28 protein-coding genes are annotated in these 24,333 nt (G+C 67.4%); 18 read left to right on the forward strand and 10 right to left on the reverse strand.

The window, feature by feature from the left end:
- Nucleotides 1-228 precede the first annotated feature (228 nt).
- The 3 genes from hemJ to hemE all read right to left on the reverse strand — a co-directional run bounded on the left by hemJ (nt 229) and on the right by hemE (nt 2,927).
- Complete coding sequence (gene hemJ, locus VF194_RS08620; protein WP_330890011.1) at nt 229-651, reverse strand: protoporphyrinogen oxidase HemJ; 423 nt, start codon at nt 649-651, stop codon at nt 229-231.
- A gap of 30 nt (nt 652-681) precedes the next feature.
- Nucleotides 682-1,722 carry a ferrochelatase gene (gene hemH / locus VF194_RS08625; protein WP_330890013.1) on the reverse strand — a complete coding sequence of 347 codons (1,041 nt, stop codon included), beginning with the start codon at nt 1,720-1,722 and terminating at the stop codon, nt 682-684.
- 113 nt (nt 1,723-1,835) lie between these two features.
- Entirely contained in the window at nt 1,836-2,927 is a 1,092-nt protein-coding gene (gene hemE, locus VF194_RS08630) for a uroporphyrinogen decarboxylase (RefSeq protein WP_330890015.1), read from the reverse strand.
- 394 nt (nt 2,928-3,321) lie between these two features.
- Here hemE and VF194_RS08635 point away from each other — a divergent pair, with 394 nt between their 5' ends.
- The 5 genes from VF194_RS08635 to dnaQ are packed head-to-tail and all read left to right on the forward strand — an operon-like array spanning nt 3,322 to nt 6,974.
- Entirely contained in the window at nt 3,322-4,218 is an 897-nt protein-coding gene (locus VF194_RS08635; RefSeq protein ID WP_330890017.1) for a pyruvate, water dikinase regulatory protein, read from the forward strand.
- Nucleotides 4,215-4,805, forward strand: a complete 591-nt coding sequence (locus VF194_RS08640; protein ID WP_330890019.1) for a Maf family protein — start codon at nt 4,215-4,217, stop codon at nt 4,803-4,805. Before VF194_RS08635 ends, VF194_RS08640 begins: the two co-directional genes overlap by 4 nt.
- Nucleotides 4,806-4,822: 17 nt before the next feature.
- Complete coding sequence (locus VF194_RS08645; RefSeq protein ID WP_330890021.1) at nt 4,823-5,671, forward strand: shikimate dehydrogenase; 849 nt, start codon at nt 4,823-4,825, stop codon at nt 5,669-5,671.
- Between the two features lie 8 nt (nt 5,672-5,679).
- Nucleotides 5,680-6,285, forward strand: a complete 606-nt coding sequence (coaE, locus tag VF194_RS08650) for a dephospho-CoA kinase (RefSeq protein ID WP_330890023.1) — start codon at nt 5,680-5,682, stop codon at nt 6,283-6,285.
- A complete protein-coding gene (dnaQ, locus tag VF194_RS08655) occupies nt 6,285-6,974 on the forward strand; it encodes a DNA polymerase III subunit epsilon (protein WP_330890025.1) in 690 nt (229 codons plus the stop codon). The genes coaE and dnaQ overlap by 1 nt, the downstream gene beginning before the upstream one ends.
- Before the next feature lie 45 nt (nt 6,975-7,019).
- Here dnaQ and secB read toward each other — a convergent pair whose 3' ends face one another.
- A complete protein-coding gene (secB, locus tag VF194_RS08660; protein WP_330890026.1) occupies nt 7,020-7,496 on the reverse strand; it encodes a protein-export chaperone SecB in 477 nt (158 codons plus the stop codon).
- A gap of 317 nt (nt 7,497-7,813) precedes the next feature.
- Between secB and VF194_RS08665 the strand changes: the two genes are divergently transcribed.
- The 4 genes from VF194_RS08665 (at nt 7,814) to VF194_RS08680 (ending at nt 10,717) form a co-directional block, all read left to right on the forward strand.
- Entirely contained in the window at nt 7,814-8,506 is a 693-nt protein-coding gene (locus tag VF194_RS08665) for a Tim44/TimA family putative adaptor protein (RefSeq protein WP_330890028.1), read from the forward strand.
- A gap of 12 nt (nt 8,507-8,518) precedes the next feature.
- Entirely contained in the window at nt 8,519-9,715 is a 1,197-nt protein-coding gene (locus tag VF194_RS08670; RefSeq protein ID WP_330890030.1) for a murein transglycosylase A, read from the forward strand.
- Nucleotides 9,716-9,786: 71 nt separating this feature from the next.
- Nucleotides 9,787-10,347, forward strand: coding sequence for an N-acetyltransferase family protein (locus VF194_RS08675; RefSeq protein WP_330890032.1), 561 nt, complete (start codon nt 9,787-9,789; stop codon nt 10,345-10,347).
- 100 nt (nt 10,348-10,447) lie between these two features.
- The gene (locus VF194_RS08680) at nt 10,448-10,717 is read left to right on the forward strand and encodes a hypothetical protein (protein ID WP_330890034.1); all 270 of its coding nucleotides are present in this window, start codon (nt 10,448-10,450) and stop codon (nt 10,715-10,717) included.
- 82 nt (nt 10,718-10,799) lie between these two features.
- Here the strand turns inward: VF194_RS08680 and VF194_RS08685 are convergent, their stop codons facing one another.
- The 3 genes from VF194_RS08685 to VF194_RS08695 form a co-directional block, all read right to left on the reverse strand.
- Entirely contained in the window at nt 10,800-11,915 is a 1,116-nt protein-coding gene (locus VF194_RS08685; protein ID WP_330890037.1) for a nucleotidyltransferase family protein, read from the reverse strand.
- Nucleotides 11,916-11,920: 5 nt separating this feature from the next.
- On the reverse strand, nt 11,921-13,108 hold the full coding sequence (locus VF194_RS08690) for a PqqD family peptide modification chaperone (protein WP_330890039.1): 1,188 nt from the start codon (nt 13,106-13,108) through the stop codon (nt 11,921-11,923).
- 186 nt (nt 13,109-13,294) lie between these two features.
- A complete protein-coding gene (locus VF194_RS08695; RefSeq protein ID WP_330890041.1) occupies nt 13,295-13,501 on the reverse strand; it encodes a DUF1127 domain-containing protein in 207 nt (68 codons plus the stop codon).
- Nucleotides 13,502-13,603: 102 nt separating this feature from the next.
- On the opposite strand from VF194_RS08695, the gene VF194_RS08700 reads away from it, so the two are divergent.
- Entirely contained in the window at nt 13,604-14,488 is an 885-nt protein-coding gene (locus tag VF194_RS08700; protein WP_330890042.1) for a LysR substrate-binding domain-containing protein, read from the forward strand.
- Nucleotide 14,489: 1 nt separating this feature from the next.
- Here the strand turns inward: VF194_RS08700 and VF194_RS08705 are convergent, their stop codons facing one another.
- Genes VF194_RS08705 through VF194_RS08715 form a run of 3 tightly spaced genes read right to left on the reverse strand, consistent with a single transcriptional unit; the run spans nt 14,490 to nt 16,853 of the window.
- On the reverse strand, nt 14,490-15,314 hold the full coding sequence (locus tag VF194_RS08705) for a DUF2182 domain-containing protein (protein ID WP_330890044.1): 825 nt from the start codon (nt 15,312-15,314) through the stop codon (nt 14,490-14,492).
- A complete protein-coding gene (locus VF194_RS08710; protein ID WP_330890046.1) occupies nt 15,298-16,044 on the reverse strand; it encodes a thioredoxin family protein in 747 nt (248 codons plus the stop codon). The genes VF194_RS08705 and VF194_RS08710 overlap by 17 nt, the downstream gene beginning before the upstream one ends.
- Nucleotides 16,045-16,088: 44 nt before the next feature.
- Nucleotides 16,089-16,853 (reverse strand): DUF899 domain-containing protein, encoded by a 765-nt coding sequence (locus VF194_RS08715; RefSeq protein WP_330890048.1) that lies wholly within the window; start codon nt 16,851-16,853, stop codon nt 16,089-16,091.
- 93 nt (nt 16,854-16,946) lie between these two features.
- On the opposite strand from VF194_RS08715, the gene VF194_RS08720 reads away from it, so the two are divergent.
- The 8 genes from VF194_RS08720 (at nt 16,947) to VF194_RS08755 (ending at nt 24,329) form a co-directional block, all read left to right on the forward strand.
- On the forward strand, nt 16,947-18,167 hold the full coding sequence (locus tag VF194_RS08720) for a hypothetical protein (protein WP_330890050.1): 1,221 nt from the start codon (nt 16,947-16,949) through the stop codon (nt 18,165-18,167).
- 26 nt (nt 18,168-18,193) lie between these two features.
- Complete coding sequence (locus VF194_RS08725; protein ID WP_330890052.1) at nt 18,194-18,829, forward strand: hypothetical protein; 636 nt, start codon at nt 18,194-18,196, stop codon at nt 18,827-18,829.
- 68 nt (nt 18,830-18,897) lie between these two features.
- Nucleotides 18,898-19,620: a FadR/GntR family transcriptional regulator gene (locus tag VF194_RS08730; protein ID WP_330890054.1), complete on the forward strand. Its 723-nt coding sequence runs from the start codon at nt 18,898-18,900 to the stop codon at nt 19,618-19,620.
- A gap of 25 nt (nt 19,621-19,645) precedes the next feature.
- Nucleotides 19,646-20,434: a (Fe-S)-binding protein gene (locus VF194_RS08735; protein WP_330890055.1), complete on the forward strand. Its 789-nt coding sequence runs from the start codon at nt 19,646-19,648 to the stop codon at nt 20,432-20,434.
- A 10-nt stretch (nt 20,435-20,444) separates the two neighbouring features.
- A complete protein-coding gene (locus VF194_RS08740; RefSeq protein WP_330890056.1) occupies nt 20,445-21,890 on the forward strand; it encodes a LutB/LldF family L-lactate oxidation iron-sulfur protein in 1,446 nt (481 codons plus the stop codon).
- Complete coding sequence (locus tag VF194_RS08745) at nt 21,887-22,639, forward strand: lactate utilization protein C (RefSeq protein WP_330890058.1); 753 nt, start codon at nt 21,887-21,889, stop codon at nt 22,637-22,639. The genes VF194_RS08740 and VF194_RS08745 overlap by 4 nt, the downstream gene beginning before the upstream one ends.
- Entirely contained in the window at nt 22,608-23,201 is a 594-nt protein-coding gene (locus VF194_RS08750; RefSeq protein WP_330890060.1) for a Smr/MutS family protein, read from the forward strand. Before VF194_RS08745 ends, VF194_RS08750 begins: the two co-directional genes overlap by 32 nt.
- Nucleotides 23,202-23,246: 45 nt before the next feature.
- Complete coding sequence (locus VF194_RS08755) at nt 23,247-24,329, forward strand: M14 family metallopeptidase (protein WP_330890062.1); 1,083 nt, start codon at nt 23,247-23,249, stop codon at nt 24,327-24,329.
- Nucleotides 24,330-24,333 lie beyond the last annotated feature (4 nt).

Raw genomic sequence — 24,333 nt, forward strand, 5'->3', positions numbered from 1 at the left:
GCCATGCCGACGGACAAAAGCAAAAGACATTGAGGTTCCCCCGGTTTTTCGCATGCGCGAAGAGGTAGGCGTATCGTGACGGAAGGACAAGCAAAAGTGATGTGACCGCCGCCACGAATCCTTGACGCGGCGGCACATTAGCCATCTGCGCCCGACTATGCCGCTGGAAAATTGCACCCGGACATTGGGGTGCCACCTGTAAGGGATTCGCTGCCCGAACGGCAGCAATCAGAACGGCTTCAGCACCACCAGCAGAACGATGCCGATCAGCAACAGCGTCGGGATTTCGTTGACGATGCGGTAGAAACGCTGGCTATGCGCATTCCGGTCCTCGGCGAACTGCCGGCGCCAGCGCGCCAGCAGGACATGGACGATCTGCATACAGATCACTAATGCCAGCTTGCCATGCAGCCAGCCCTGGCTCCAGAGATTGCCCATCGTGGCCAGCGACAGGCCGAAGATCCAGGTGGCGATCATCGCCGGATTGATGATGGCCTGCATCAGCCGCCGCTCCATCACCTTGAAGGTTTCCGATTCCGACGAGCCCGGCTTGGCGGCGGCATGGTAGACGAACAGCCGCGGCAGATAGAGCATGCCGGCCATCCAGGCGATGACCGAAATGATGTGCAGGGCTTTCAGCCAGAGATACATCGGTGTCCGTCCGTCTAAGGATGCATAATATCATGATGCGCAGGTGCAGCGGCGCCAGGCATTGCCGCAGGGCTTCTCGCCGCTGCCGCTGACCGGATCGCCGTCGTAATTCGTCGCATTGCGCACCAGGCGCGCCAGGCCGACGATGAATTCCGGCTGCGTGCCGACGGTGGGCACGCGCGTATAGCTCGCCGCCCCCGCCCGCATGGCCAGATGCGCGTATTCGATATCGAGCTCGACCAGGGTTTCGGAATGCTCGGATACGAAGGCGACCGGCACCACCACGATGGCGCAACCATCTTTAGCGGCGCGTGCGACTTCCGCCTCCGTCGACGGGCCGATCCATTCCAGCGGGCCGACGCGGCTTTGATAGCAGATCACACTGTCGATCTCGGGCCGGTTGAGCTGCCGCAGAATGGCGGCGACGCTGCGTTCGACCTGCATCTGATAGGGATCGCCATCCAGCACCACGCGTTTCGGCAGGCCATGGGCGGAGAAAAGAATACGCAGCGGGCCGCGTTGTGCGGGCTCAGCCTCGACGGCGGCCAGCGCCTGCCGCAGCAAGGCGGTCTGGGCGACGATGAAGCCCGACTCCTCCGGATAGCAGCCGATCGCCGCCATCGGCACGTCCAGCCCGGCCTTGGCCGCCGCGCGGCGCCAGTCCTTCAGCGAGGACGCCGTGGTGGTGGTGGAGAATTGCGGATAGAGCGGCAGCAGCAGCACGCGATCCGCGCCCCAGGCCAGCGCCTCGCGCGCGGCTTCGGATGCGAAGGGATGCCAATAGCGCATCGCGATCAGCACGCGGTAATCGTCGGAGCCGAGCGAGCGCTTCAATTCGCGTGCCTGCGCTTCCGTCTCCGGCAGGATCGGCGAACGGCCGCCCATCCGGGCATAGATCTGCGCCGCCTTGGGCGCCCGGCGCGACGAGATCAGCCGCGCCAGCAGATAGCGCAGCGGCTGCGGCAGACGGATGATGGCCGGATCGTTGAACAGGTTGAACAAAAACGGCCGCACCGCCGCCTGGCTGTCGGGCCCGCCGAGATTGAACAGAATGACTGCCGTTTTGGCCATTCAGCTACGATGTAGACGAACAGCCGAAACCGCAATGCTTTGGGCGCCGCCCAACGGGCAATGTCCTGAATTATGGCCGAATATGGCCGGTTTTGCCGTTATCAGACGGCAGTTCAGGCCGAGACTTCCGCGCCCTTCACCAGCCGCACCAGCTCCTCGACATGCCGGATCGGCGTTTCCGGCACGATGCCGTGGCCGAGATTGAAGATGAAGCGGCGCTCGGGGAAGCTGCGCAGCAGGCGGTGCACGCCTTCGGCCAGCGCCGGGCCGCCCACCACCAGCAGGCGCGGATCGAGATTGCCCTGCAGCACCGTCTTCGGCCAGAGATGATCGCGCGCCCAGCCGAGCGGCACGGTGTAGTCCAGCCCCAGGACGTCGGCGCCGGTTGCCGCCGCATAGCCGTCGTAAAGCACGCCGGCGCCGCGCGGAAAGGCGATCACCGGCACCTGCGGGTATTTGTCCTTCAGCCGGCCGATGATGCGCCGCGCCGGCTCGATGCAGAAGCGGCGGAATTCCTGTTCCGGCAGGACGCCGGCCCAGGTATCGAAGAGCTGCACGGCCTCGGCGCCGGCTTCGATCTGGCGCTCGAGATACGCGGCGGTGGCCTCGATCAGGATCTCCATCAGCGTGTCCAGCCCGGCCGGGTTGCCGAAGGCCCAGGTCTTGGCGGCGGCATGATCGCTCGAGCCGCGGCCTTCCAGCATGTAGGTCGCCACCGTCCAGGGCGCGCCGGCAAAGCCGATCAGCGCGCAGTCCTTGGGCAGCCCGGCCTTGATGCGGCTCACCGCCTCGTAGACCGGCGCGAGCTTCTGATGGATGCCCTTCGGATCCAGCCGGACCAGTTCGCCGGCCGTGCGGATCGCCTCCAGCACCGGGCCTTCGTTTTCCCTGAAGGCCAGCCCCTGGCCGAGCGCCTGCGGCACCAGCAGAATGTCGGCGAACAGGATCGCCGCATCGAAGCCGAACCGGCGGATCGGCTGCAAGGTTACTTCGGTGGCCAGTTCCGGGCTGTAGCACAGTTCGAGGAAACTGCCGGCCTTGGCTCGGATTTCCCGGTATTCCGGCAGATAGCGGCCTGCCTGCCGCATCAGCCAGAGCGGCGGGCGGGAGCTTGGCAGGCCGGCCAGGGTGCGCAGGAACGGCTTGTCCGGCGTGGACGGCGATGTGTTGCGACTTGGCGGCGCGGCCTGAGGAAAGGACGTCATGTCCTTATTCCTTTCCTATTTTATTTAAAAATAAAAGAGATGGAGTGGTTTGTTGTGCGGTGTTTATCGGGGATAAGCCATTGTCTACGCGCTATGCCGGATTCCATCCCGGACTGGCGGCTTCCCCGGGCGGCGGCTGCCGGCCGTGGAAAAGTCGGGCATAAGCGGCCTGCCGCCGTCATTGTTCCGCCGCAAGAATTATGGGGATAATGCGAGTAGAATCCAAATTGTGACTTTGCCGTGGCCAATCCCCGCGATTCACAGGGGGAAGGGAAAAATGATCCTCCGGTGACAGGCTGGTTGCAGGAAAACCGGCTTGCGGGCATGAAAATGACGATCCTGGGGACAAACGCCGCCTTATCCACTTTATCCACGGAATTCGACCGTCGATCCGATGCCTAAAACCGCCCGTCCCCATATCCATCTGGTCTCCGACGCGACCGGCGAGACGCTCAAGTCGGTCGCCAAGGCGGCGCTGGTGCAGTTCCAGAAATCCCAGGAGGAAGTCGAGGTCCATACCTGGGCCCTGGTGCGCAAGCCGCTGCAGATGGAACGCGTCATCGAGGCCATCGCCGCGATGGGCGGCCTGGTGCTGTTCACCGTGGTCGATCAGCAATTGCGCGAGATCCTGATCAAGGGCTGCGCCGCGGCCAAGCTGCCGCTGGTGCCGGTGCTGGATCCGGTCATCCATGCCTTCGGCAAGTATCTCGGCGAGAAGGCGCAGAACCTGCCGGGCCGGCAGCATGAACTGGACGCGGAATATTTCAACCGCATCGACGCGATGCATTTCACCATCGCCCATGACGACGGCCAGCATCTCGGGGATCTGGAAAAGGCCGATATCGTGCTGGTCGGCGTGTCGCGCACTTCGAAGACGCCGACCTCGATGTATCTCGCCAATCGCGGCTTCAAGACCGCCAACGTGCCGATCGTGCCAGGTCTTGCGGTGCCGCATGAGCTGGAAATCGTGAAGGGGCCGCTGGTGGTGGGCCTTACCACCTCGCCCGACCGTCTCGTCTCGATCCGCAAGACGCGCCTGATCGCCATGAATCAGGGTACCAGCAGTTCCTACGTCGACGAAGAACGCGTGCGCGAGGAACTCAACATGGCGCGCAAGCTCTGCACGCGGCATAACTGGCCGATGATCGATGTCACCCGCCGTTCGATCGAGGAGACCGCGGCGGCGATCATGACACTGCATGCCCGCCGGATGGAGCAGCGCCGGCAGCAGGAACTCGGCTTCGGCGAGGCCAAAGCTGCAACCAGGACTTCTGGGGATATCGGTCAATGACATTGGTTCTCGCTTCCGCCAGCGCCTCGCGCGCCGCCATGCTGCGCGCCGCCGGCCTCGAATTCACCACGCAGCCGGCGAAGATCGACGAGCAGGAGATCAAGCTCAGCCTGAAGGCCGAGGGCGCCAGCGCGCGCCAGGCGGCGGAGGCTCTGGCCGAGCTGAAGGCGCGGCGCGCCATTGCCGATCCGGAAGATTTCGTCATCGCCGCCGACCAGATGCTGACCTGCGAAGGCCGCTGGTACGACAAGCCGGAGAATCTCGCCGCGGCACGCGAGCAGCTGCTGTCCCTGCGCGGCCGGACGCATGAGCTGACCTCGGCGGTGGTGCTGGCGCGCGGCGGCAGCATCATCTGGCGGCATATCGATCAGGCCAAGCTGATCATGCGGGATTTCTCCGAGGGATTCCTCGACGCCTATCTGGCCCAGGCGGGCGAAACGGTGCTGCACAGCGTCGGCGCCTATCAGCTCGAAGGCCTCGGCGTGCAGCTGTTCAGCCGTCTGCAGGGCGATTTCTTCACCATCCTCGGCCTGCCGCTGCTGCCTTTGCTCGACATTCTGCGGCAGAATAAGGTGCTGCGGGCCTGAACATTCCCGATGCGACCATGAGCGAACAAGACGACATCATCCCGCGCGCCGGCGTGATCGGCTGGCCGGTGGCGCATTCGCGCTCGCCCAGGCTGCATGGCTTCTGGCTCCGGCAATACGGCCTGAACGGCCGCTACGACAAACTGCCGGTGCCGCCGGAAGAGCTGGAGGCATTCCTGCAGGCCCTGCCGAAGGAGCCCGGCTTTCGCGGCATCAATGTCACGCTTCCCCACAAGATGGCCGTATTGCCGCATCTCGCGACGATCGATCCGACGGCGCGGCGCATCGGCGCGGTCAACACCATCGTGGTGCAGCCGGACGGCAGCCTGCACGGCAGCAATACCGATGCCTTCGGCTTCATCGAGAATCTGAAGGCGCAGGCACCGTCCAACTGGTCGGCGGCGGCCGGGCCGGCCGTCCTGCTCGGCGCCGGCGGCGCGGCGCGCGCCATCATCGTCGCGCTGCTCGATGCGGCGGCGCCGGCCCTGCGCCTGATCAACCGCAGCCGCGGCAAGGCCGAGGCCCTGGCGGCGGAATTCGGCCCCCGGCTGGAGGTGATCGATTGGGAGCGGCGCGCGGAGGCTCTGGGCGGCGCCGGTCTGCTGGTCAATACCACCAGCCTCGGCATGAGCGGGCAGCCGCCGCTCGAGATCGCGCTCGACGACCTGCCGCGCAATGCGCTGGTCAACGATATCGTCTACAGCCCGCTGGAAACCGATCTGCTGGCGCGGGCCAGGGCGCGCGGCAACCCGGCGGTGGATGGTCTCGGCATGCTGCTGCATCAGGGCCGCCCCGGCTTCGAAGCCTGGTTCGGCGTCGCGCCGGAAGTCACGCCGGCGCTGCGCGCCGCCATTCTGGCCGATTGACGGATGCCATGCTGAAAATCGCACTGACCGGATCGATCGGCATGGGCAAGTCCACCGTCGGCAAGATGCTGCAGGCGATGGGCGTGCCGCTCTTCGATGCCGATGCCGCCGTGCATGCGCTGTATGCCAGGGGCGGCGCCGCGGTCGAGCCGCTGCGCGCCGCCTTTCCCGAGGCCGTTATCGACGGCGCCGTCGACCGCGCGATCCTGTCGCGGCTGGTGCTGGGCAAGCCGGCGGAAATCCGGCGCCTGGAGGCGATCGTGCATCCGCTGGTCGGCCAGGTACGGCAGGACTTCCTCGCCAAGGCCGAGGCGCAGGGCGCGCCCTTCGTGGTACTCGACATTCCATTGCTGTTCGAAGGCCGCGGCCGCAGCGGCGTCGATGCTGTCGTCGTGGTCAGCGCGCCGGCGCATAAGCAGCGCCAACGCGTGCTGTCGCGGCCGGGCATGACGGAGGAGAAATTCGCCGCCATCCTGGCGCAACAGGTGCCGGACGCGGAAAAACGCCGGCAGGCCGATTTCATCATCGATACCGGCGGCACGCTCGATTATACAAAGAATCAGGTGCGCGATCTGGTGGCGAAACTCGAGGCGATGGCGGAGGGCAGGCGGTAATGCGCGAAGTGGTGCTGGATACCGAAACCACCGGGCTGGACGCGCAGAATGGCGACCGCGTGGTGGAAATCGGCTGTATCGAGCTGGTCAACCACATTCCGACCGGGCGGCATTACCACGTCTATATCAATCCCGAGCGGCCGATGCCGGAAGAGGCCTTCAAGGTGCACGGCCTGTCGGATGAATTCCTCAGGGACAAGCCGCGCTTCGCCGAGATCGCCGCGGCCTTCTGCGATTTCATCGGCGAGGATCCGCTGGTGATCCACAATGCCGCCTTCGATATCGGTTTCCTGAATGCGGAGCTGGCCCGGCTGGAGGGCTTTCCGCATATCGCCATGGAGCGCGCCGTCGATACCGTGCGCCTGGCGCGGGTCAAATTCCCCGGCGCGCAGATCAACCTCGATGCGCTCTGCAAGCGCTTCAACATCGACAACTCGGCGCGCACCAAGCATGGCGCGCTGCTCGACGCGGAATTGCTGGCCGAGGTCTATCTCGAACTGATCGGCGGCCGCCAGCAGGGGCTCGGGCTGGCCGGCATCGACATCGATGCCATGTCAGTGGTGGCGGTCCAGGCGCCGCGCGGGCCGGCGCGCCCGCCGCGGCCGCATGCGGCCAGCGAGGCGGAGCTGGCCGCCCATGCTGCGTTCATCGCCAAGCTGAAGGATCCGCTCTGGCTGCGCAACGCCTGACCGTCCGGTCAGGGAAAAGCCGGACCGTCAGGCCGGATCCTCCCGTCAGGCCAGATTCTGCTGTGCCGCCTCGGCTTCCTTGCTGCGCTGATACTGCTGCAGGAAATCGATCGGATCGAGCATCAAAGGCGGCATGCCGCCGTCGCGGGTGACATCGGCGACGATGCGGCGCGCGAAGGGGAACAGCAGGCGCGGCGCCTCGACCAGCAGCAGGGGCTCGACATGCTCCTGCGGGACATTCGCCAGGGTGAACAGGCCGGCATAGTAAAGATCGACCACGAAGGCGGTCTCCTCGCCATGCTTGGCTTCGCACAGGATGCGCAGCACCACCTCGAACAGGCTGTCGTTGACGCGTTCCGCCTGGGTACCGACATTGACGGAAATCTGCGGCGCGCCGCTCATGCTGAAGCTGCGTGGCGCCATCGGATGCTCGAAGGAGAGATCCTTGGTGTATTGTGCATTCAGTCCGAAACGCGGCGCGGTGTCAGGATTGAAATCCGGCGTATTGCTGTTATCGGTCATGACCGGCGGTCTCTTGCTAGCGAAAAGGGCGGGCAGTCCCTAGCACGCTTGATGGCAAGCCACAAGGCGAGCGTCCGGCCCGGATGATCCCGGCCGGCGCAATGCCCGCCGGCCGCACAGCTACAACACCGGCATGTCTCCAAGGGTTGCGAAACGGTGCGCAGCATGGTTGCGCCGGGAATTGCCATGCGCGGGCCGCTTTTGCCGGTTGTAAAGCCGGTATTTCGGCCTATCTGTTTGATTCTGGGGCAAGCGCGTCTGGACCGGCACTGCGCCAGGGTTTAAGGTCTCGGATAGAAGGGAACAGGCAATTTACGATGGGTGAAGGCACCGGGTTTCTCGATATTGTCCTGCTGGGGGCCGTGGCGGCTTTCATCGCATTGCGTCTGCGCTCGGTGCTGGGCCAGCGGACCGGGCACGAGCAGCGCCGCCGGCGTCCGCCCTTCCTGCAGACCGGGAAAGACACCGAAGCCGGAGCCGACGAGCGCGACAATCGCGACAATATCGTAACCCTGCCGCGCCGCGAGGCCGAGGCCGGCGCCGCCGGCGAGGTGCCGGCCGGCGACGACAAGCTGGCGCGCCTGCGCGCCGCCGATCCGAAATTCGATGCCGCGGAATTCATCGCCGGCGCGAAGGCGGCCTACGAGATGATCGTCACCAGCTATGCCGCCGGCGACAAGGAGACCCTGCGGCCCCTGCTGTCGCGCGATGTCTTCGCCGATTTCGCCGGCGCCATCGACGAGCGCGCCAAGCGCGGCGAAACCATGCAGACCACCTTCGTCGGCATGCGCTCCGCCGAAATCGTCGACGCGCAGGTGAACGGCCGCATCGCCGAGGTGACGGTGAAATTCGAAAGCGAATTGATCAGCGTCACCAAGAACGCCCAAGGCGGTGTAATCGCCGGCAATGCCAGCGCGGTGGATCAGGTGACCGATATCTGGACCTTCGCGCGCGATACCGGATCGCGCGATCCGAACTGGACGCTGATCGCGACTTCGTCGCCGGACTGATTTACGCCGGCCGTGCTGCGTCCGCTACTCGCCGCCCTTCTCCTTCTCACCGCCGCGGCCTGCGCGCCGAAGCCGCCGCCGATTGCCTTCCGCGCCGCCGGCTTCGATGACCTGCCGGGCTATGGACAGGACCGCATCGGCGAGGCGAAGCCCGCGCTCGAGCGCTCCTGCGCGCGCATCTCGGCGCGCAGCCCCGAGCGCAGCCTGGACGGCTTCGACCGCTATGGCAGCGTCGCCGAATGGCTGCCCTTCTGCGCGGCCCTGGCCAGCCTGCCGCGCGGCGACGATGCCGCCCTGCGGCGGCTGATCGAAGCCGAGCTGCAGCCGGTCGCCGTGCTCGGCGAGGGCAAGGCGCAAGGCCTGTTCACCGGCTATTACGAGCCGCTGGTGCGGGGCAGCCGCAAGCGCCACGGCGCCTATCAGGTGCCGCTGTACAGACAGCCGCCCGATCTGGTGCAGGTCGATCTCGGCGAATTCCGCGACAGCCTGAAGGGCCAGCGCATCGCCGGGCGCGTGCGCGCCGGACGCCTGCACCCTTATGACGACCGTGCCCGCATCGATGAAGGCGCGCTGGCCAACCGCAACCTCGAACTGGTCTGGCTGGACGATGCCAGCGACGCCTTTTTCCTGCAGGTCCAGGGCTCCGGCCTGGTGCAGCTCGACGATGGCGGCCAGATCCGCGTCGGCTTCGCGGCGCAGAATGGCTTCCCCTATGTGGCAATCGGCAAGGTGATGATCGAACGCGGGCTGCTCGATCGCGCGGATGTCTCGCTGCAAAGCATCCGCGCCTGGCTGCGCGCCCATCCCGACGCGGCGCCGGAATTGCTGCGGCAGAATCCGTCCTATGTGTTCTTCCGCGAATTGCCGCCGCCGAAGGACGATACCGACGGGCCGCGCGGCGCCGGCGGCGTGGCGCTGGTGCCGGGCCGCAGCCTGGCGGTCGACCGCAGCCTGTTCGCCCTCAACCTGCCGGTCTGGCTGGCGGCGAGCGCCCCCGATGCGGCGGCGCCCTTCGCGGACCGGCCGCTGCAGCGGCTGATGGTGATGCAGGATACCGGCGGCGCCATCCGCGGCGCGGTGCGGGGCGACGTCTTCTGGGGCCATGGCGATGCGGCGGAAGCCATCGCCGGCCGGATGAAGAATCCCGGCCGCTACTGGCTGCTGCTGCCCAAGGCGGTGGCGGCGCGGCTGACGGCGACGACCTCCTGATCCGGCCGGTAGTAAGCCACCGGCGGCGATGGCATACTGCGGGCATCGCCGATGACATATTCCAGCTTCCCATGACCGCTCAACCGACCCTAATTGTCCGCCCCTCCACCGAGGACGACATTCCCGCCATCACCGCGATCTACGCCCATCATGTCCGCCATGGCCTGGGCAGCTTCGAGGAAGTGCCACCGAGCGAAGCCGAAATGGCGCAGCGCCGCCGCGATGTCCTGGCCAAGGGGCTGCCTTATCTGGCCGCCGAACTGGACGGCAGGGTGGCGGGCTATGCCTATGCCAATCTGTACCGGCCGCGCATCGCCTACCGCTTCACCCTGGAGGATTCGATCTACGTTGCGCCCGATGCGCCGCGCCGCGGCATCGGCCGCGCGCTGCTCGGCGACCTGCTCGCCCGCAGCGCCGCCCTGGGCTATCGGCAGATGGTCGCGGTGATCGGCGATACCGCCAATCTGGGCTCGGTCGGCCTGCATGCCGCGCTGGGCTTCCGCGTCGTCGGCACCCTGCCCTCGGTCGGCTTCAAATTCGGCCGCTGGGTCGACAGCGTCTTCATGCAGCGCCCCCTGGGGCCGGGCGATACCACCCTGCCCGGTGCGCAACTGGAGCCTGATATAGGCTGACCCGACACAAACACAGTTTGATCACCGCCCGGTTGCGCCGCGGTCGGGAAAATACCTCGGCAGTTTTGCTTCTCGATACAAGCAGAAGAGGAGAAGAGACATGTCGACCGAGTTCAGGAACAGACCGCAGAACGGCCCGGCCGGGGCCGATGAAGCGCGGCGCAAATTCCTTGCCATCTGCGGCAAGTTCGCCGTCGCCACGCCGCCGGCGATCACACTCATCCTGGCTGAAAGTGAACGCAATTTCGCTGTTGCGGGGTCCGGCCATGGAGGTGGCCGGCACCATACCTTTCACCCCAACAACGGATTCGGCAACGGGCCATTTGATGGCGTGCCCGGACGCTCACACCATTCCGACCATAACCGGTGAAGACCCTTTCGGGCCGCCGACCTGCCTGCCGCTGCCGCCGCGGGCGCGCAAGAGCCCCCGCCTGCCGGCGAAGCATTAGCCTTCAATAGGCTTTGAACAGGCGCGCCACCACGCCGTTGCGGTTGCTCTTTTTGAGGAACTGCGCGGCGTGGCGGAGCCGCCGGCGCAGCAGCGATTGCCGCTGGCCATACAGCCCATCCATGCGATGCGGCGCGAAGGCGGCGCAGAGATTGGCAAGCGGCAGGCCGAGCCGCTCCAAAAAGGGCGCGCGGATCTGCATGAGACAGCGTCGCAATTGCCGCCGCGCGGCCGCCGAGGGAGCCTCGTCCAGCGGCCAGTCCAGCCCGAACAACCCCGCCGCCAGCAGATAGCTTTGCAGCGTCAGCGTCAGGCGATGGCGCGCGCAATGCGCGGCCAGGGCCGGCCAGTCGATGCCGTCGCGATGGCGGCGCGCCAGCATCGTGAAATCGTGCAGCTGCCGCAGCTCGATGCTGCCGCGGTAGAACGCGCCGATGTGATGGATCTGCGCATGCAACAGATTGTGCAGCAGACGGTCGGCCAGCGAAGGGATGAAGCAGCGGCCCGCCGCAAGCTCGAGACGGTCCGCCCGCTGCCACACGTCCGCGGCCGGCAGCAGATAGGGCGCGTCGATCAGTTCGAAATGCAGATCGACGGCGCCGGCATCGCCGGCGCGGGCGAAATCGCCATAGGCATTGTGGCCGGCGGGATAGAGCGCCATCGCCGCATAGCCGAGCCGGCGCAGGACCGCCAGCGCGGCTTCGGCCTGCACCGCCGGCACCAGCAGGTCGAGATCGCGGATCATGCGCGCCGCCGGATCGGGATAATGGTCGAGGAACAGCGCCAGCCCGCCTTTCAGCAGCATCGCCCGGACGCCGGCGGCATTGCAGGCGGCGAACAGTTCCTCGGCCTGCTGCCGCAGGCGGCGGTTGCGGCTGTTATTCTGCCGGTGCAGCAGCGCCAGGTAATCGCGCAGCTCCGCCGGCAGCATCGGCCAGTCTTCCGCCTGCGACAGCGCCGCATACATGGCCGGCCCGAGATAATGCGTATTGGCCAGGGCCAGCACGGCCGGCCAGTCGCGCACCTCGCGCCGATGCGCGATGGCGGCCGCGCCGCCGGCATCGGGGCTCAAGGCCTCGCAGAGAATCCGCAGCGCCTGCGCGGAATGAACGCGGCGCATGCGGTTCAGGCGGCGAGGCGGCGGAGCAGTTCGACCCCGTCTTCGACGGCGCCGAAGCGCAGCGTGAAACAATCGATGCGCCGGATCCAGCCGATGAGCTGCGCCACCCGCCCCGCATCGAAGCCGTCCGCCAGGGGATAGCATTCCGCCATCAGGCGGCTGAGCGCTTCCGGCCGCGGCAGCGGCGCAAGGCTTGCCTCGGCATCCGGCACGTGATCGGGAAACACGATCCAGCCGACCGGCTGGCGGCTGGCGGGATCGGCCCATAGCGCGCGGTTTGGCGGCAGCAGATAGCGTACGCGCTTGCCATCCAGCCGGTGGTGGATCGGCGCCAGCGCAAGCTGCGGAAAGCGCGGCTGCAGCAGCGCCCAGGAGCCGGATTTGAGGCAGATGGCAAAGGGCAATGGCCGCGCCTGCAGCGCACCATCGTCCTGCCCGGCCGGCGCGTCATGATCCGCCAGGACAATGGTATCGTCGCCCAGCAGCGGCAGGCCGGTGCCGACCAGTGCGGCTGCAAGCGTGCTTTTGCCGCGCCCGGAGCGGCCGGGCAGCAACAGGCAACGGCCGCCGAGACTGATCCCGGCCGCGTGAATGGCGCAGAAATCCTTGCTGCGCTCCAGCGCGAGGCGGATCAGCGCGGTCTTCACCGCCGGCACCAGCTGCGCCCGGCTGCTGCACTGCTCCAGCACCTGGCCGGCCGCGCGGATGCTCAGGTCGCCGCCGATCTCGATTTCCAGCGCCGTCTCCGCGGCGATGCCGGGGCCGACCAGCGGCTCCAGCAGCGTGGCGAGATCCTCGAGCATGTCCGGTGCGGACAGCCGCAGCCGGAACGGCATGTCGAGCAGCCGATACGGCCCGGCGCAGACCCCGCCATGGGCCGCGTTCTGCCAGGACCGGCCCGCCGTTTCGTCGAGCAGGCCCAGGCTGCGCCATTGCTGCAGGGCGGTCTCCAGGCCATGCGCGGCCTCGCTCGGGCTGAAGCCGAAGACCCGTTGCAGCTCGAGCAGGATTTCGTCGAAACAGGCGCCCTCCTCCAGCTGGCACCAGATGAACGTCCCGGTGGTGTTCAGCGCGAAGAGCTGCTTGGTGCCGGCACAGAAGAGCGCGCCCGCCTCGTCGAGACAATGCAGGCTGATATCCGGGCGAATGCCGAGAAGGCGAAGGCGGGTCGGAGTGGCGGCGGCAATGTTCATGGGGGAACCTGACGGCGAGAGGACGGCTGCATTAAAAGGCAGCCCGCAACGTCTGGCTGTGAGCAAACGATGACCGCCGGTCCGCAGAAAGCCCGGGGCCGGCCACAGAATGGTGCCCGATGGTCGATCCGGCCGCCGGGCCCGGACCGCCGCCCTCGGACCGCCTGCTTCTGGCGGGCTCCGGGTCTAAAACTCCGCTCGGCCGCGCGCCTGGTCGGCCTGAGTCAGGCCGATATCGGCCAGCAGGTGATCGCTCAGCTCGCGCAGGTCATGCAGGCTGCGCCGGTAGGCGGCCCAGGCCGCATAGCGGGCCCATGCATTGTTGAGCAAACGGCAAAGAAAGGACGTGCTGCCCTGCGCCTTGCGCAGCGGCAGATCGACGCTGGTAGCCACGAGATCCTCGTAAAAATCGAGCTTGTTTCGACATCAGGATACGCAGCATGGCTTGCATGATAAGCCTCATTATGTTGACCTGCCTGTGAGTAAAGCTGACAGATGCGCCCCCTGCCCCCGCTCAATGCCCTGCGCGCCTTCGAAGCCGCCGCGCGGCTCGGCAGCTTCAGCCGGGCGGCCGAGGAGCTGGGCGTCACCCATGGCGCCATCAGCCGCCATATCCATACGCTCGAGCAGTTTCTCGGCACCGAGCTGTTCCGGCCCGCCGGCCGCGGCCGCGTACCGACGCCGCGCGCCGCGACCTATCTGGCGGAAGTCAGCGCCGCGCTGGACCGCCTCGCCGGCGCCACCGAACGCATGCGCGAGCCGGCGGCGACCCGCGTTCTGCAGGTCAATACGCTGGCGACGCTGGCCATGCGCTGGCTGATTCCGCGGCTGTCTTCCTTCCAGATCGCGCATCCGCGCATCGAGGTGCGGCTGATCACCTCGACCGTTGCGGTGGAGGATCTGCACGATCCTTTCGATGTGGTGATCCGGCGTCATCCGATGCACCGGCCCGGCTTTCTGTGCCGCCCCTTCCTGGTCGAACGCAATCTGCCGGTGGCGGCGCCGGCCTTGCTGGAGAAGCATCCGATCGCCGCGCCGCGCGATCTGTTGAAGGCGCCGCTGCTGCATACGGATTCGAAGCCGAATGCCTGGAGCGAATGGTTCCACGCCGCCGGTTTCGGCACGCGCCAGATTCCGACCGGCGGGCAGCGTTTCGAGAATTACTTCTTCACCCTGGAAGCGGCGATCCGCGGCCTCGGTTTCGCCGTCGGCTCATTGCCGCTGATCGCCGACGACCTTGCCGCCGGACGGCTTCTGGCGCCGCTGGACGGCCCGATCTCGATCTCGGAAGGCTATCACGTCCTCTATCCGGCCAACCGCGACAAAGGCAGCGTGATGCAATTCGTCGACTGGCTGATCGAACAGGGCAAGGGCGCCTAGCTCATCCGAGCCCGGCGGCCCGCGCGATCAGCAGCAATCCGGCCGCGAGCAGGACGGCGCCGATGCTGCGCGCGATGCCGTCGCCGGCAAGGCGTTCGGCGGTGATCGCCGCCATGATCAAGGCCATGGCGCGCAGGTCCATCACCCCGATGGCCAGCAGGACCGCGGTGAAGCCGGCGCAGCTACAGGTGCAATGCCGCCCAAGGCGCAGGCCGCGGCGCAACGCCGCGCCCGCACCCATCGGCAGACGATCGTCGGCCATTCTGCGGCAGCGGGCGAGATGGCGCGCCTTCCAGGCGGTGAATTGCAGCAGGCCGGCGCCGGCGACGACGCAGCCGGCCAGGACAGGCACGGCGCGCGCCAGCGCCGGGTGGCGCTGCAGCAGTTCGGCGAAACCCGCTCCGACCGGAAAAACGATCGCGCCCGGCAGAATCCAGACCAGGAAGTAGCCCATGGCCATGAGCAGGAGCGGCCGCAGCGCGCCGGAAGCCGGCCGGCCGCGCCACAGCGCCGGCGTCAGCGAGGGCAGCATCATCGCCACCATCATCACGGCCCACATGCCGATGAAGGATGCGGCGGCGCCGGCCCAGGTCTGGCCGCAGATCGGCAGCCAGGCCATCGACAGGCTCCAGCCGCCGGGCATCGGCAGCGCGCCCATCCGCACCATCGCCGTGCACCAGGCGATGGTGATGGCCATGCTGGCGCCAAAAAGCAGGACCGGAAAGAGCAAGGCCGGAAAGAGCGGGACCGGCGCGCCGAGGAAGGCGCGCCGGGAGGCCGTCTTTGCGCTATTGCCGCGCGGCAGGATGTCAGCGGCAGCAGGCATGCTCATCCGCATCGCCGGCCTCGTATTCGTCATGCAGCTTCAGCCAGCTCATGATGCCGCCGGCCTCGTTGCGGCCCTTGGGCGTGAGATCGAGCCAGCTATGGGCGCCCATCAGCACCTCGTCGCCGCGGGCGAAGGTCGAATAGGTATGGAAGACCTCGCCCGCGTCGTTCCTGGCGAAGATGCTGGTGCCGTGCATGTCCTCGCTCTGCCTGACCGGCGTGCCGTAATTGTAGATGGCGCGGCCGGCGGCGATGTCCTCCTTGCGGAACGAGACGCCGAAATCGAAGTTGAAATCCGTGCCCTGCGACGACACCCAGGGGAATGTCCAGCCCAGGCGCCGCCGAACCTGCTCGATGCGCTCAAGCGGCACGCGCGAGATCGCCGCGAAGGCGAGATCGGCCTGCCCGAAATGTTGCCGCGCGCCGTCGATATGATCGGCGATATAGGCGCAGCCGTGGCAGATGCGGTCGGAGCCCGGCGTCAGCATGAAGTGATAAACGGCAAGCTGGCTGCGGCCGCGGAACAGATCGGCCAGCGTGCATCGGCCGTGCGGCCCTTCGAATACGTAGTCCTTCTCGACCCTGACCCAGGGCAGCTGGCGGCGCTCGGCGCGCAGGGCGTCGAGCTCGCGGGTCATCGCCTTCTCCTTGGCCAGCAGGGCCTTGCGGGCGATGAGCCATTCCTCGCGCGATGCGATCTTCGGCTGGGGCTGCGTGAATGTCGTCATGATCGTTTCTCCTGTGCTTGCGGTCCCGGTCGGGTGAGGGGATTTCAGCGCGCCTCATACTCGTCGCGGCGGCGCCACCAGATGCCGCTTTCGTTGCGGCCCTTCGGCGCCCGGTCGAGCCATTGATAGGCGCCCCAGAGGCCGTCGAGGCCGCGGGCATAGGTGGAATAGGTGTGATAGATGACGCCGTCCTCGCGCAGAAAAGCGCTCATGCCCGGCCGGTCGCGCGTGAAGCTGCCGGCATCGGTGCCGCAAGTGGCGGCGAAGGCGGCGACCGTCGGCGGCACCGGCTGCATGTCCATCTCGTGGCCGCCCCGGCGATAGTTGTATTCGATGCCGCCATCGCGCTGCTGCTGCTCGGTGAACGAGACGTTGAAGTCGAAATTGAAGTCGTTGCTGAGCGCGGAAGCCCAGGGGAAGCTCCAGCCCATGCGCTTCTTGTAGGCCTGCAGCTTGGCGAGCGGCGCCCGGGAAACCGCCATCAGCATCACGTCATGGTTGGCCAGATGCACGGCGAAACCGTCGAAGCCATCGGCGATCATCGAGCAGGACGGACATCCCGCCGCCCAGTCGGGGCCGAACATGAAATGGTAGACGAGAAGCTGCGAGCGGCCCTGGAACAGGTCTGCCAGCGTGGCGCTGCCCTGGTCGGTATCGAAGGTATAGCTCTTGTCGATGCGCAGGCGGGGCAGCGCCTGCCGCATCCGCGCTACCTCGTCGCTCTGCCGCGTCAGCGCCTTTTCGGCCTCCAGCAGCCTTAGCCGCGCCTGCAGCCATTCCACGCGTTTCGCGGTGTTGTGCATGGTCATCGTCGTTCTCCTTCGCCGTGCTGGTTGTCGCTCGCCAGTTACACTAGGATCGGCCGGCGACAGGGCGGGAGTGACAAGTGTGTCGGGATTCGCATGGACTCGTTGATCGCAGCCGCGGCGCACGCCCTTGCGGCGGGTGATCCGCTCGCCGCCCTGAACCGCGTCGCCCTGCGCGAGGATCCGCCGGCGGTGGCGCTGCGTGGCATCGCCATGGCGCAGCTGGGCGAGCTTGCCCGCGCCAAGACGCTGCTGCGCAAGGCGGCACGCGGCTTCGGCGCCAGGGAGGCGCTCGCCCGCGCGCGCTGCGTCGTGGCGGAGACCGAGATCGCGCTCGCCGCCCGCGATCTGGCCTGGCCGGACAAGGCGCTGGATGCGGCGCGGGCCGTGCTCGAAGCGCATGGCGATCTGGCCAATGCCGCGCATGCCCGCTATCTCGAGGTCCGCCGCCTGCTGCTGATCGGACGGCTCAACGAGGCCGAGCGGCGCCTGAGCCAGCTCGACCCCGCGCCGCTGCCGCCGGCCCTGCGCGCCGGCCATGACATGGTCATCGCCGGCATTGCGATGCGGCGCCTGCAGACCAAGGCGGCGCGCGCCGCGCTGGAACGGGCCGCCCGTGCCGCGCGCCTGGCCGGCATAGCGGCGCTGACGGCGGAGGTGGAAGGCGCTTTCCGCCTGCTGAGCGAGCCGGCGGCGCGGCTGATTGCGCGCGGCGTCGAACGCCCGCTGCTGCTCGAAGAGGTGGAGAGCCTGCTGGCATCGAAAACGCTGATCGTCGATGCCTGCCGCTATGCCGTGCGCGCGCAGGATGCCGTCGTTGCGTTGACGACGCGGCCGGTGCTGTTCGCGCTCGCCCGCGCGCTGGCCGAGGCCTGGCCCGGGGATGTGTCGCGGGATGCGCTGGTCAGATACGCCTTCCGCGCCAGGCATGCCGATGAATCGCATCGCGCGCGCCTGCGTGTCGAGATCGGCCGCCTGCGCGCCGCGCTGCAGGGCCTGGCCGAAATCGGCGCGACCCGGCAGGGCTTTTTGCTGACGCCGCGCCGTGCCGCCGCCGTGGCGGTGCTGGCGCGGCCGGTGGAGGAGGAGCATGCCGCGATCCTCGCCTTCCTCGCCGATGGCGAATCCTGGTCGAGCTCGGCGCTGGCGATCGCGCTCGGCGCCAGCCAGCGCACGGTGCAGCGCGCGCTGGACGAACTCGCCGCCGCCGGCAAGGTGCAATCCTTCGGCCGCGGCCGGGCGCAGCGCTGGACCATGTCGCCGCTGCCGGGTTTCACGACCACATTGTTACTCCTTGCGCCGCTGCCGAACGGCTAGGCTGAAGCCAACCAGAGGATGACGCCATGAAGCGCTCGCATGCCGAAATTCTTCGCGAATACGGACCCTATCCGGACCTGACCCATGTCGGCGGGGTGAGCTACGACGGAAAGCGGGTCTGGTTCGCCGCCGGCGGCAGGATGAACAGTCTCGATCCGGAGAGCGGGGAGACCACCGGTTTTCTCGATATTCCCGCCAATGCCGGAACCGCCTTCGACGGGCGGCACCTGTTCCAGATCGCGACCGATCGCATCCAGAAGATCGACCCGCAAACCGGCCGGGTGCTGGCGACGATCCCGGCCCCGGAAGGCGGCGCCTCGGGGCTGAGTTGGGCCGAGGGCTCGCTCTGGGTCGGGCAGTACCGCAACCGCAAGATCCACCAGGTCGATCCGCAGACCGGGAAAATCCTGCGCACCATCGAATCGAACCGTTTCGTGACCGGCGTGACCTGGGTGGACGGCGAGCTGTGGCATGGCACCTGGGAGGGCGAGGAAAGCGAGATCCGGCGCCTCGAGCCGCAGACCGGCCAGGTGCTGGAACGGCTCGACATGCCGCCGGGCACCGCCGTGTCGGGACTGGAATCCGATGGCGGCGAGCGCTTTTTCTGCGGCGGCGGCGAAGGCGGCAAGCTGCGCGTCGTGCGCCGGCCCAGGCGCGGCTGATCAAACAGCCGGCAAAACCATGTTGAATATAAAAGGAAATCGGACTAACCTGTCAGGCAGGTATTCCGATGACCGCCCTGTCCAGCCTTTCCCTGCCGGCCGCCTCGCTGACCGAAACCCTGGCCGAGGCCCTGCTGCAGCCGATTCTGTCCGGCGCCTGGCGGCCGCATGACCGGCTGCCGTCCGAGCATGATCTGGCCGAACGCCACGGCGTCAGCCGCGCCGTGGTGCGCGAGGCGATCGCCCGGCTGAAATCGGACGGCTATGTCGAAACCCGCAAGGGCAAGGGCGCCTTCGTCGCCGCCGCGCCCGGCGCCAATGCCTTCAGGCTGTCGGCCGGCAAGGACGGCGGGAAAGACGGCGATCTGCTGGAATTGCGCGCGCTGATCGAGGCCGATTGCGCCGAACTGGCGGCGCTGCGGCGCAGCGATGCCGATCTGGCCGGCCTGCGCGCCGCCCAGGAGGCGATGCGCCGGGCGATTGCCGGCGGCGGCATCGGCCTGGCCGAGGATATCCGCTTTCACGACACGCTGGCGGCGGCGGCGCATAATCCTGCTTTGCGCCGTTTCGCTGCTTTCGTCGGCCGGCATGCCCGCGAGGCGATGCAGATGGCGCGGCTGTCGCGCCTGCGCTACGAGGACCGGCTGCAGGACATCGCCGCCGAGCATGAGGCGATCCTCGCCGCCATCGCCGCCGGCGATGCGGCGGCGGCGCGTCAGGCGGTGTTGCGGCATATTGCCCGCGGCCTGCAGCGGCATGGGTTGCCCGACCGCCACGGCCCGTTAAAGTGACGTCCAGGGAGAGAAAGACCAGCCCATGAATGCCCCCGCCAAGCCCCGCGTCGCCCTGTTCGTGACCTGTCTGGTCGACCTGTTCCGCCCCAGCGTCGGCTTCGCCGCCATCAAGCTGCTGGAAGATGCCGGCTGCCAGGTCGAGGTGCCGGAGACCCAGGTCTGCTGCGGCCAGCCGGCCTACAATTCGGGCGACCGCAGGGACACCACCGAAATCGCCAGACAGGTGATCGCGGCGTTCGAGAATTACGATTACGTGGTGGCGCCGTCCGGCTCCTGCGGCGGCATGATCAAGGATCACTATCCGGCGCTGTTCGCCGCCGATCCGGCCTGGCAGGCGCGCGCCGAGCGCCTGAGCGCGCGCAGCTTCGAACTGACCAGCTTCCTGGTCGACGTGCTGAAGGTCGAACGCCTGCCGCCCGTCAGCCTGGATGCCAAAGCCACCTATCACGATTCCTGCTCGGGCCTGCGCGAGCTCGGCGTCAAACGGCAGCCGCGCATGCTGCTCGACAATGTCGAAGGGCTGCAGCTCGTCGAGATGAAGACGCCGGAGACCTGCTGCGGTTTCGGCGGCACCTTCTGCGTCAAATACGGCGAGGTCTCGACCGACATCGTCAGCCGCAAGACGGAGGACATCGCCCAGACCGGCGCCGATCTTCTGCTCGCCGGCGATATGGGCTGCCTGCTCAACATGGCCGGGCGGCTGCAGCGCGAGGGCCGCGACATCAAGGTGCGCCATGTGGCGGAAGTGCTGGCCGGCATGACGGATACGCCGGCCATCGGCGAGCCGCCGCTGGGCGAGAGAAAGGCGTGAGGGCGCGATCATGAGCATGCCGGTCACCGCCCAGGATTTCGAGGCCAATGCGCGCAAGGCGCTGCGCGATCCGAACTTGCGCAAGGCGATGGGCATCATCGGCGGCGCGATGGCGAGCCGCCGGGTCGAGAGCGCCGCGCAACTACCGGAATTCGATGCCCTGCGCGACGAAGCCGTGAAGATCAAGAACCATGTGCTGGCGCATATCGATCTCTATCTGGAGAAATTCGAAAGCCAGGTGAAGGCGCGCGGCGGCCATGTGCATTGGTGCCGCACGCCGCGCGAGGCGCGCGAGACCATCCTGGCGCTGTGCCGCGCGCGCGATGCCAGGACGGTCACCAAGGGCAAGTCGATGGTGACCGAGGAGATCGGGCTGAACGGCTTCCTCGAGCAGCATGGCATCCAGCCGGTCGAGACCGATCTGGGCGAATACATCATCCAGCTGGCGCACGAGCCGCCGAGCCATATCATCGGCCCGGCCCTGCACAAGACGCGCGAGCAGATCGCCGAGCTGTTCGAGAACCATCATCCGGATTACGAAGTGAACGGCGTCAAGCCGGGGCCGCGCTCGACCGATCCGCAGACGCTGGTCACCGAGGCGCGCGCCGTTCTGCGCGAGCGCTATTTCCAGGCCGATGTCGGCATCACCGGCGCCAATTTCCTGATCGCCGAGACGGGCGCCACCGTGATCGTCACCAACGAGGGCAACGGCGACCTGACGCAGTCGCTGCCCAAGATGCATATCGTGGTCTCCAGCATCGAGAAGGTGATCCCGAACCTGGAAGACCTTTCCACCATCCTGCGCATTCTGGCCCGTTCGGCCACCGGCCAGGAAATGAGCGTCTATACCACGATGTCCTGCGGGCCCAAGCGGCCGGAGGACCGCGACGGGCCGGAAGAATTCCATGTCGTGCTGCTGGATAACGGGCGCAGCGAAATGCTCGGCACCGCCTTGCAGCCGCTGCTGCGCTGTATCCGCTGCGGCGCCTGCATGAACAATTGCCCGGTCTATCATTCGGTCGGCGGCCATGCCTATGGCTGGGTCTATCCCGGCCCGATCGGCGCCGCGCTGGATCCGCATATGATCGGTCTGGAAACCGCGCGGCATCTGCCCAATGCCTCGACCTTCTGCGGCAAATGCGAGGAGGTCTGTCCGATGCGCATTCCGCTGCCCGACATCATGCGCTGGTGGCGCGAGCAGGCGCATGAAAAGCGCATCACGCCGCCCTTGCAGCGCTGGGGCGTAGAGCTCTGGGCTTTCGCCGCCAAGGCGCCGTGGCTCTACCGCCTGGGCGCTGCCGCCGCGATCGCCATCCTGAATACCGCCGCCAAGGGCAAGGGCCGCTTTGCCAGGCTGCCCTTCGCCAGGAGCTGGACCGATGGCCGCGACCTGCCGGCGCCGCAGGCGGCCGAGACCTTCATGCAGCAATGGAAAAAGCGGAAGGGCGCGCGATGAGCGATTCCACGGCCAGCAATTCCGAAGCGGGCAATTCCGAAACCGGCAATTCCCGGGCCCGCATCTTCGCCAGCCTGCGGCGCGGCCTGGGCGAGACGGCCAATGACGATATACGTCACACCGCCGTGGCGGCGCGCATCGCCAATCATCCGCGCAACCGCATCCCGCTGCGCGCGCAGCTTCCGCATGCCGAGCAGGTCGCGCTTTTCGTCGCCAAGGCCGAGGCGCTGACCGTCAGCATCGACAGCGTCGCCGGCGAAGCCGACGTGCCGGCCAGGATCGCCGATTACCTCACCCGGCATAACTTGCCGGCGCATCTGCGCGTCGCGCCCGATCCGCTGCTGCAGAACCTGCCCTGGTCCGAGCGGCCGATGCTGCAGGTCGAGTACGGTCCCGGCCGCAGCCAGGATCTGGTCAGCGTCACGCCGGCCTTCGCCGGCATCGCCGAGACCGGAACCCTGATGCTGCATTCCTCGCCGGCCACGCCGACCACGCTGCATTTCGTGCCGGATCACCATATCGTGGTGATGCGCGAAAGCCAGATCACCGGCACGCTGGAAGAGGCCTTCGAGCGCCTGCGCCAGAAGCTGGGCAGCGTGGAGAACTGGCCGCGGACGGTGAATTTCGTCTCCGGGCCGTCGCGCACCGCGGATATCGAGGGCGTGCCGGTGCTCGGCGCCCATGGACCGCGGCGGCTGCATATCGTACTGATCAGCGATGGCACCGCGCCGCTTCAAGGGCAAGCCTGAGCCCGTCCTGCCCGATCACGAGGCCTGGCAGAACATCACTGCCGGGGTAAAGCCGCTGCCGCGCAATCATGCGCCGAAGCCGCTGGCGCCGCTGCCCAGGCTGTTCAAGCCGGATATGCCGGGACCGGCGGCCCTGCACCGCGCCGAGGCCAAGAAGAAGGCGCCGCTGACCGGCAGGCATGGCCGGGACAGCGATTCCGCGCCGCTGCCGCAGATGGATGCCCGGCTGAAGCAGCGTCTGGTGCGCGGCCAGATTCCCATCGAAGCCCGGCTCGATCTGCATGGCCTGACCCTGAAAGAGGCCGAGCGCGCCATGGACCGGCTGCTGCGCCATGCCGTGGCGGCGCGCCAGCGCTGCCTGCTGGTGATCACCGGCAAGGGAATTTCCCGCGCCGCGCCGGCGGACATGTACGAAAAGCGCGGCGTGCTCAGGACCTGGCTGCCGGATTGGCTGAAACGCGGCCCCTGGCGCGATCAGGTGCTCGGCATCGCCCCGGCGCGGCAGGAGCAGGGCGGCGCGGGGGCGTTTTACGTGCTGCTGAGACGGCAGCGGGAGACGTAACCGTTCCGCCCGCCCGGCCCGACAGAGTTAAAAAAAGGAAAAAACATGCACCAGCACTTCTCCCCCGACTACGCCACCGCGCGCCGGAAATTCCTCAAGGCGGCGAAGGCCGCGGGTGCCGCCATCGAAAGCATCCCGCATCCGCTGAAGGGCATTGCGGGCGAGGATCTGTTCACCGATCTCGCCTGGCTCGGGCCGCGCGACGCCAGCGCCGTGCTGGTCACCGTCTCCGGCACGCATGGCATCGAGGGCTATTACGGCTCGGGCTGCCAGGTCGGCTGGCTCAGCGACGGCCATGCCGCGCAATTGCCGGCCGGCACCGCCATGCTGCTGATCCATGCCAGCAACCCCTACGGTTTTTCCTGGGGCCGGCGGGTCAACGAAGACAACATGGACATCAACCGCAACTTCATCGATTTCGGAACGTCCGCGCCGCCGGCCAATCCGGCCTATGCCGAGGTGCATGGCTGGCTAGTGCCGGACGACTGGAGCGGCGAGGTCGCCGCCGGCATCCAGCGCCGGATCGCCGCCTATTACGACAAGGTCGGCGCCAGGGCGGCGACGGCGGCCATCGTCGGCGGCCAGCACAGCCATCCGGACGGCGTCTTCTATGGCGGCACCGCGCCCTGCTGGTCGCATCGCACGGTCAAGGCGATCGCGGAGACGTATCTCCGTCAGGCCGCGCGCATCTGCGTGCTCGATTTCCATACCGGCCTCGGGCCGTTCGGCTATTCGGAAATGATCTGCCGCCATGCGCCGGATTCGGAGCCGCTCAGCCTGGCGCGGCGCTGGTTCGGCGATGCCGTGACCTCGCCGGCGATGGGGCAATCGGATTCCCCGATCATCGAAGGCAACCTGCGCATGGGCATCGCCCGCTTCTGCGCGCCGGCCACCGTCGTCGCCAGCGCCATCGAGGTCGGAACGCTCAGCTCCGACGAAGTGCGGCTGTCGGTCATCGCCGACAACTGGCTGCATCTGCGCGGCGACGTCTTCTCGCCGCTGGGCCAGCAGATCAAGCGGCAGATCCGCGCCGCCTTCTATCCCGACAGCGACGAGTGGCGCAGCCTGTGCTATCCGCGCGCCGTCGAGATCCAGCGCCAGGCGCTGGCGGGCCTGGCGGCCGGCTAGCGGA

The organism is Ferrovibrio sp., from assembly GCF_036381655.1.
Lineage (GTDB): Bacteria > Pseudomonadota > Alphaproteobacteria > Ferrovibrionales > Ferrovibrionaceae > Ferrovibrio.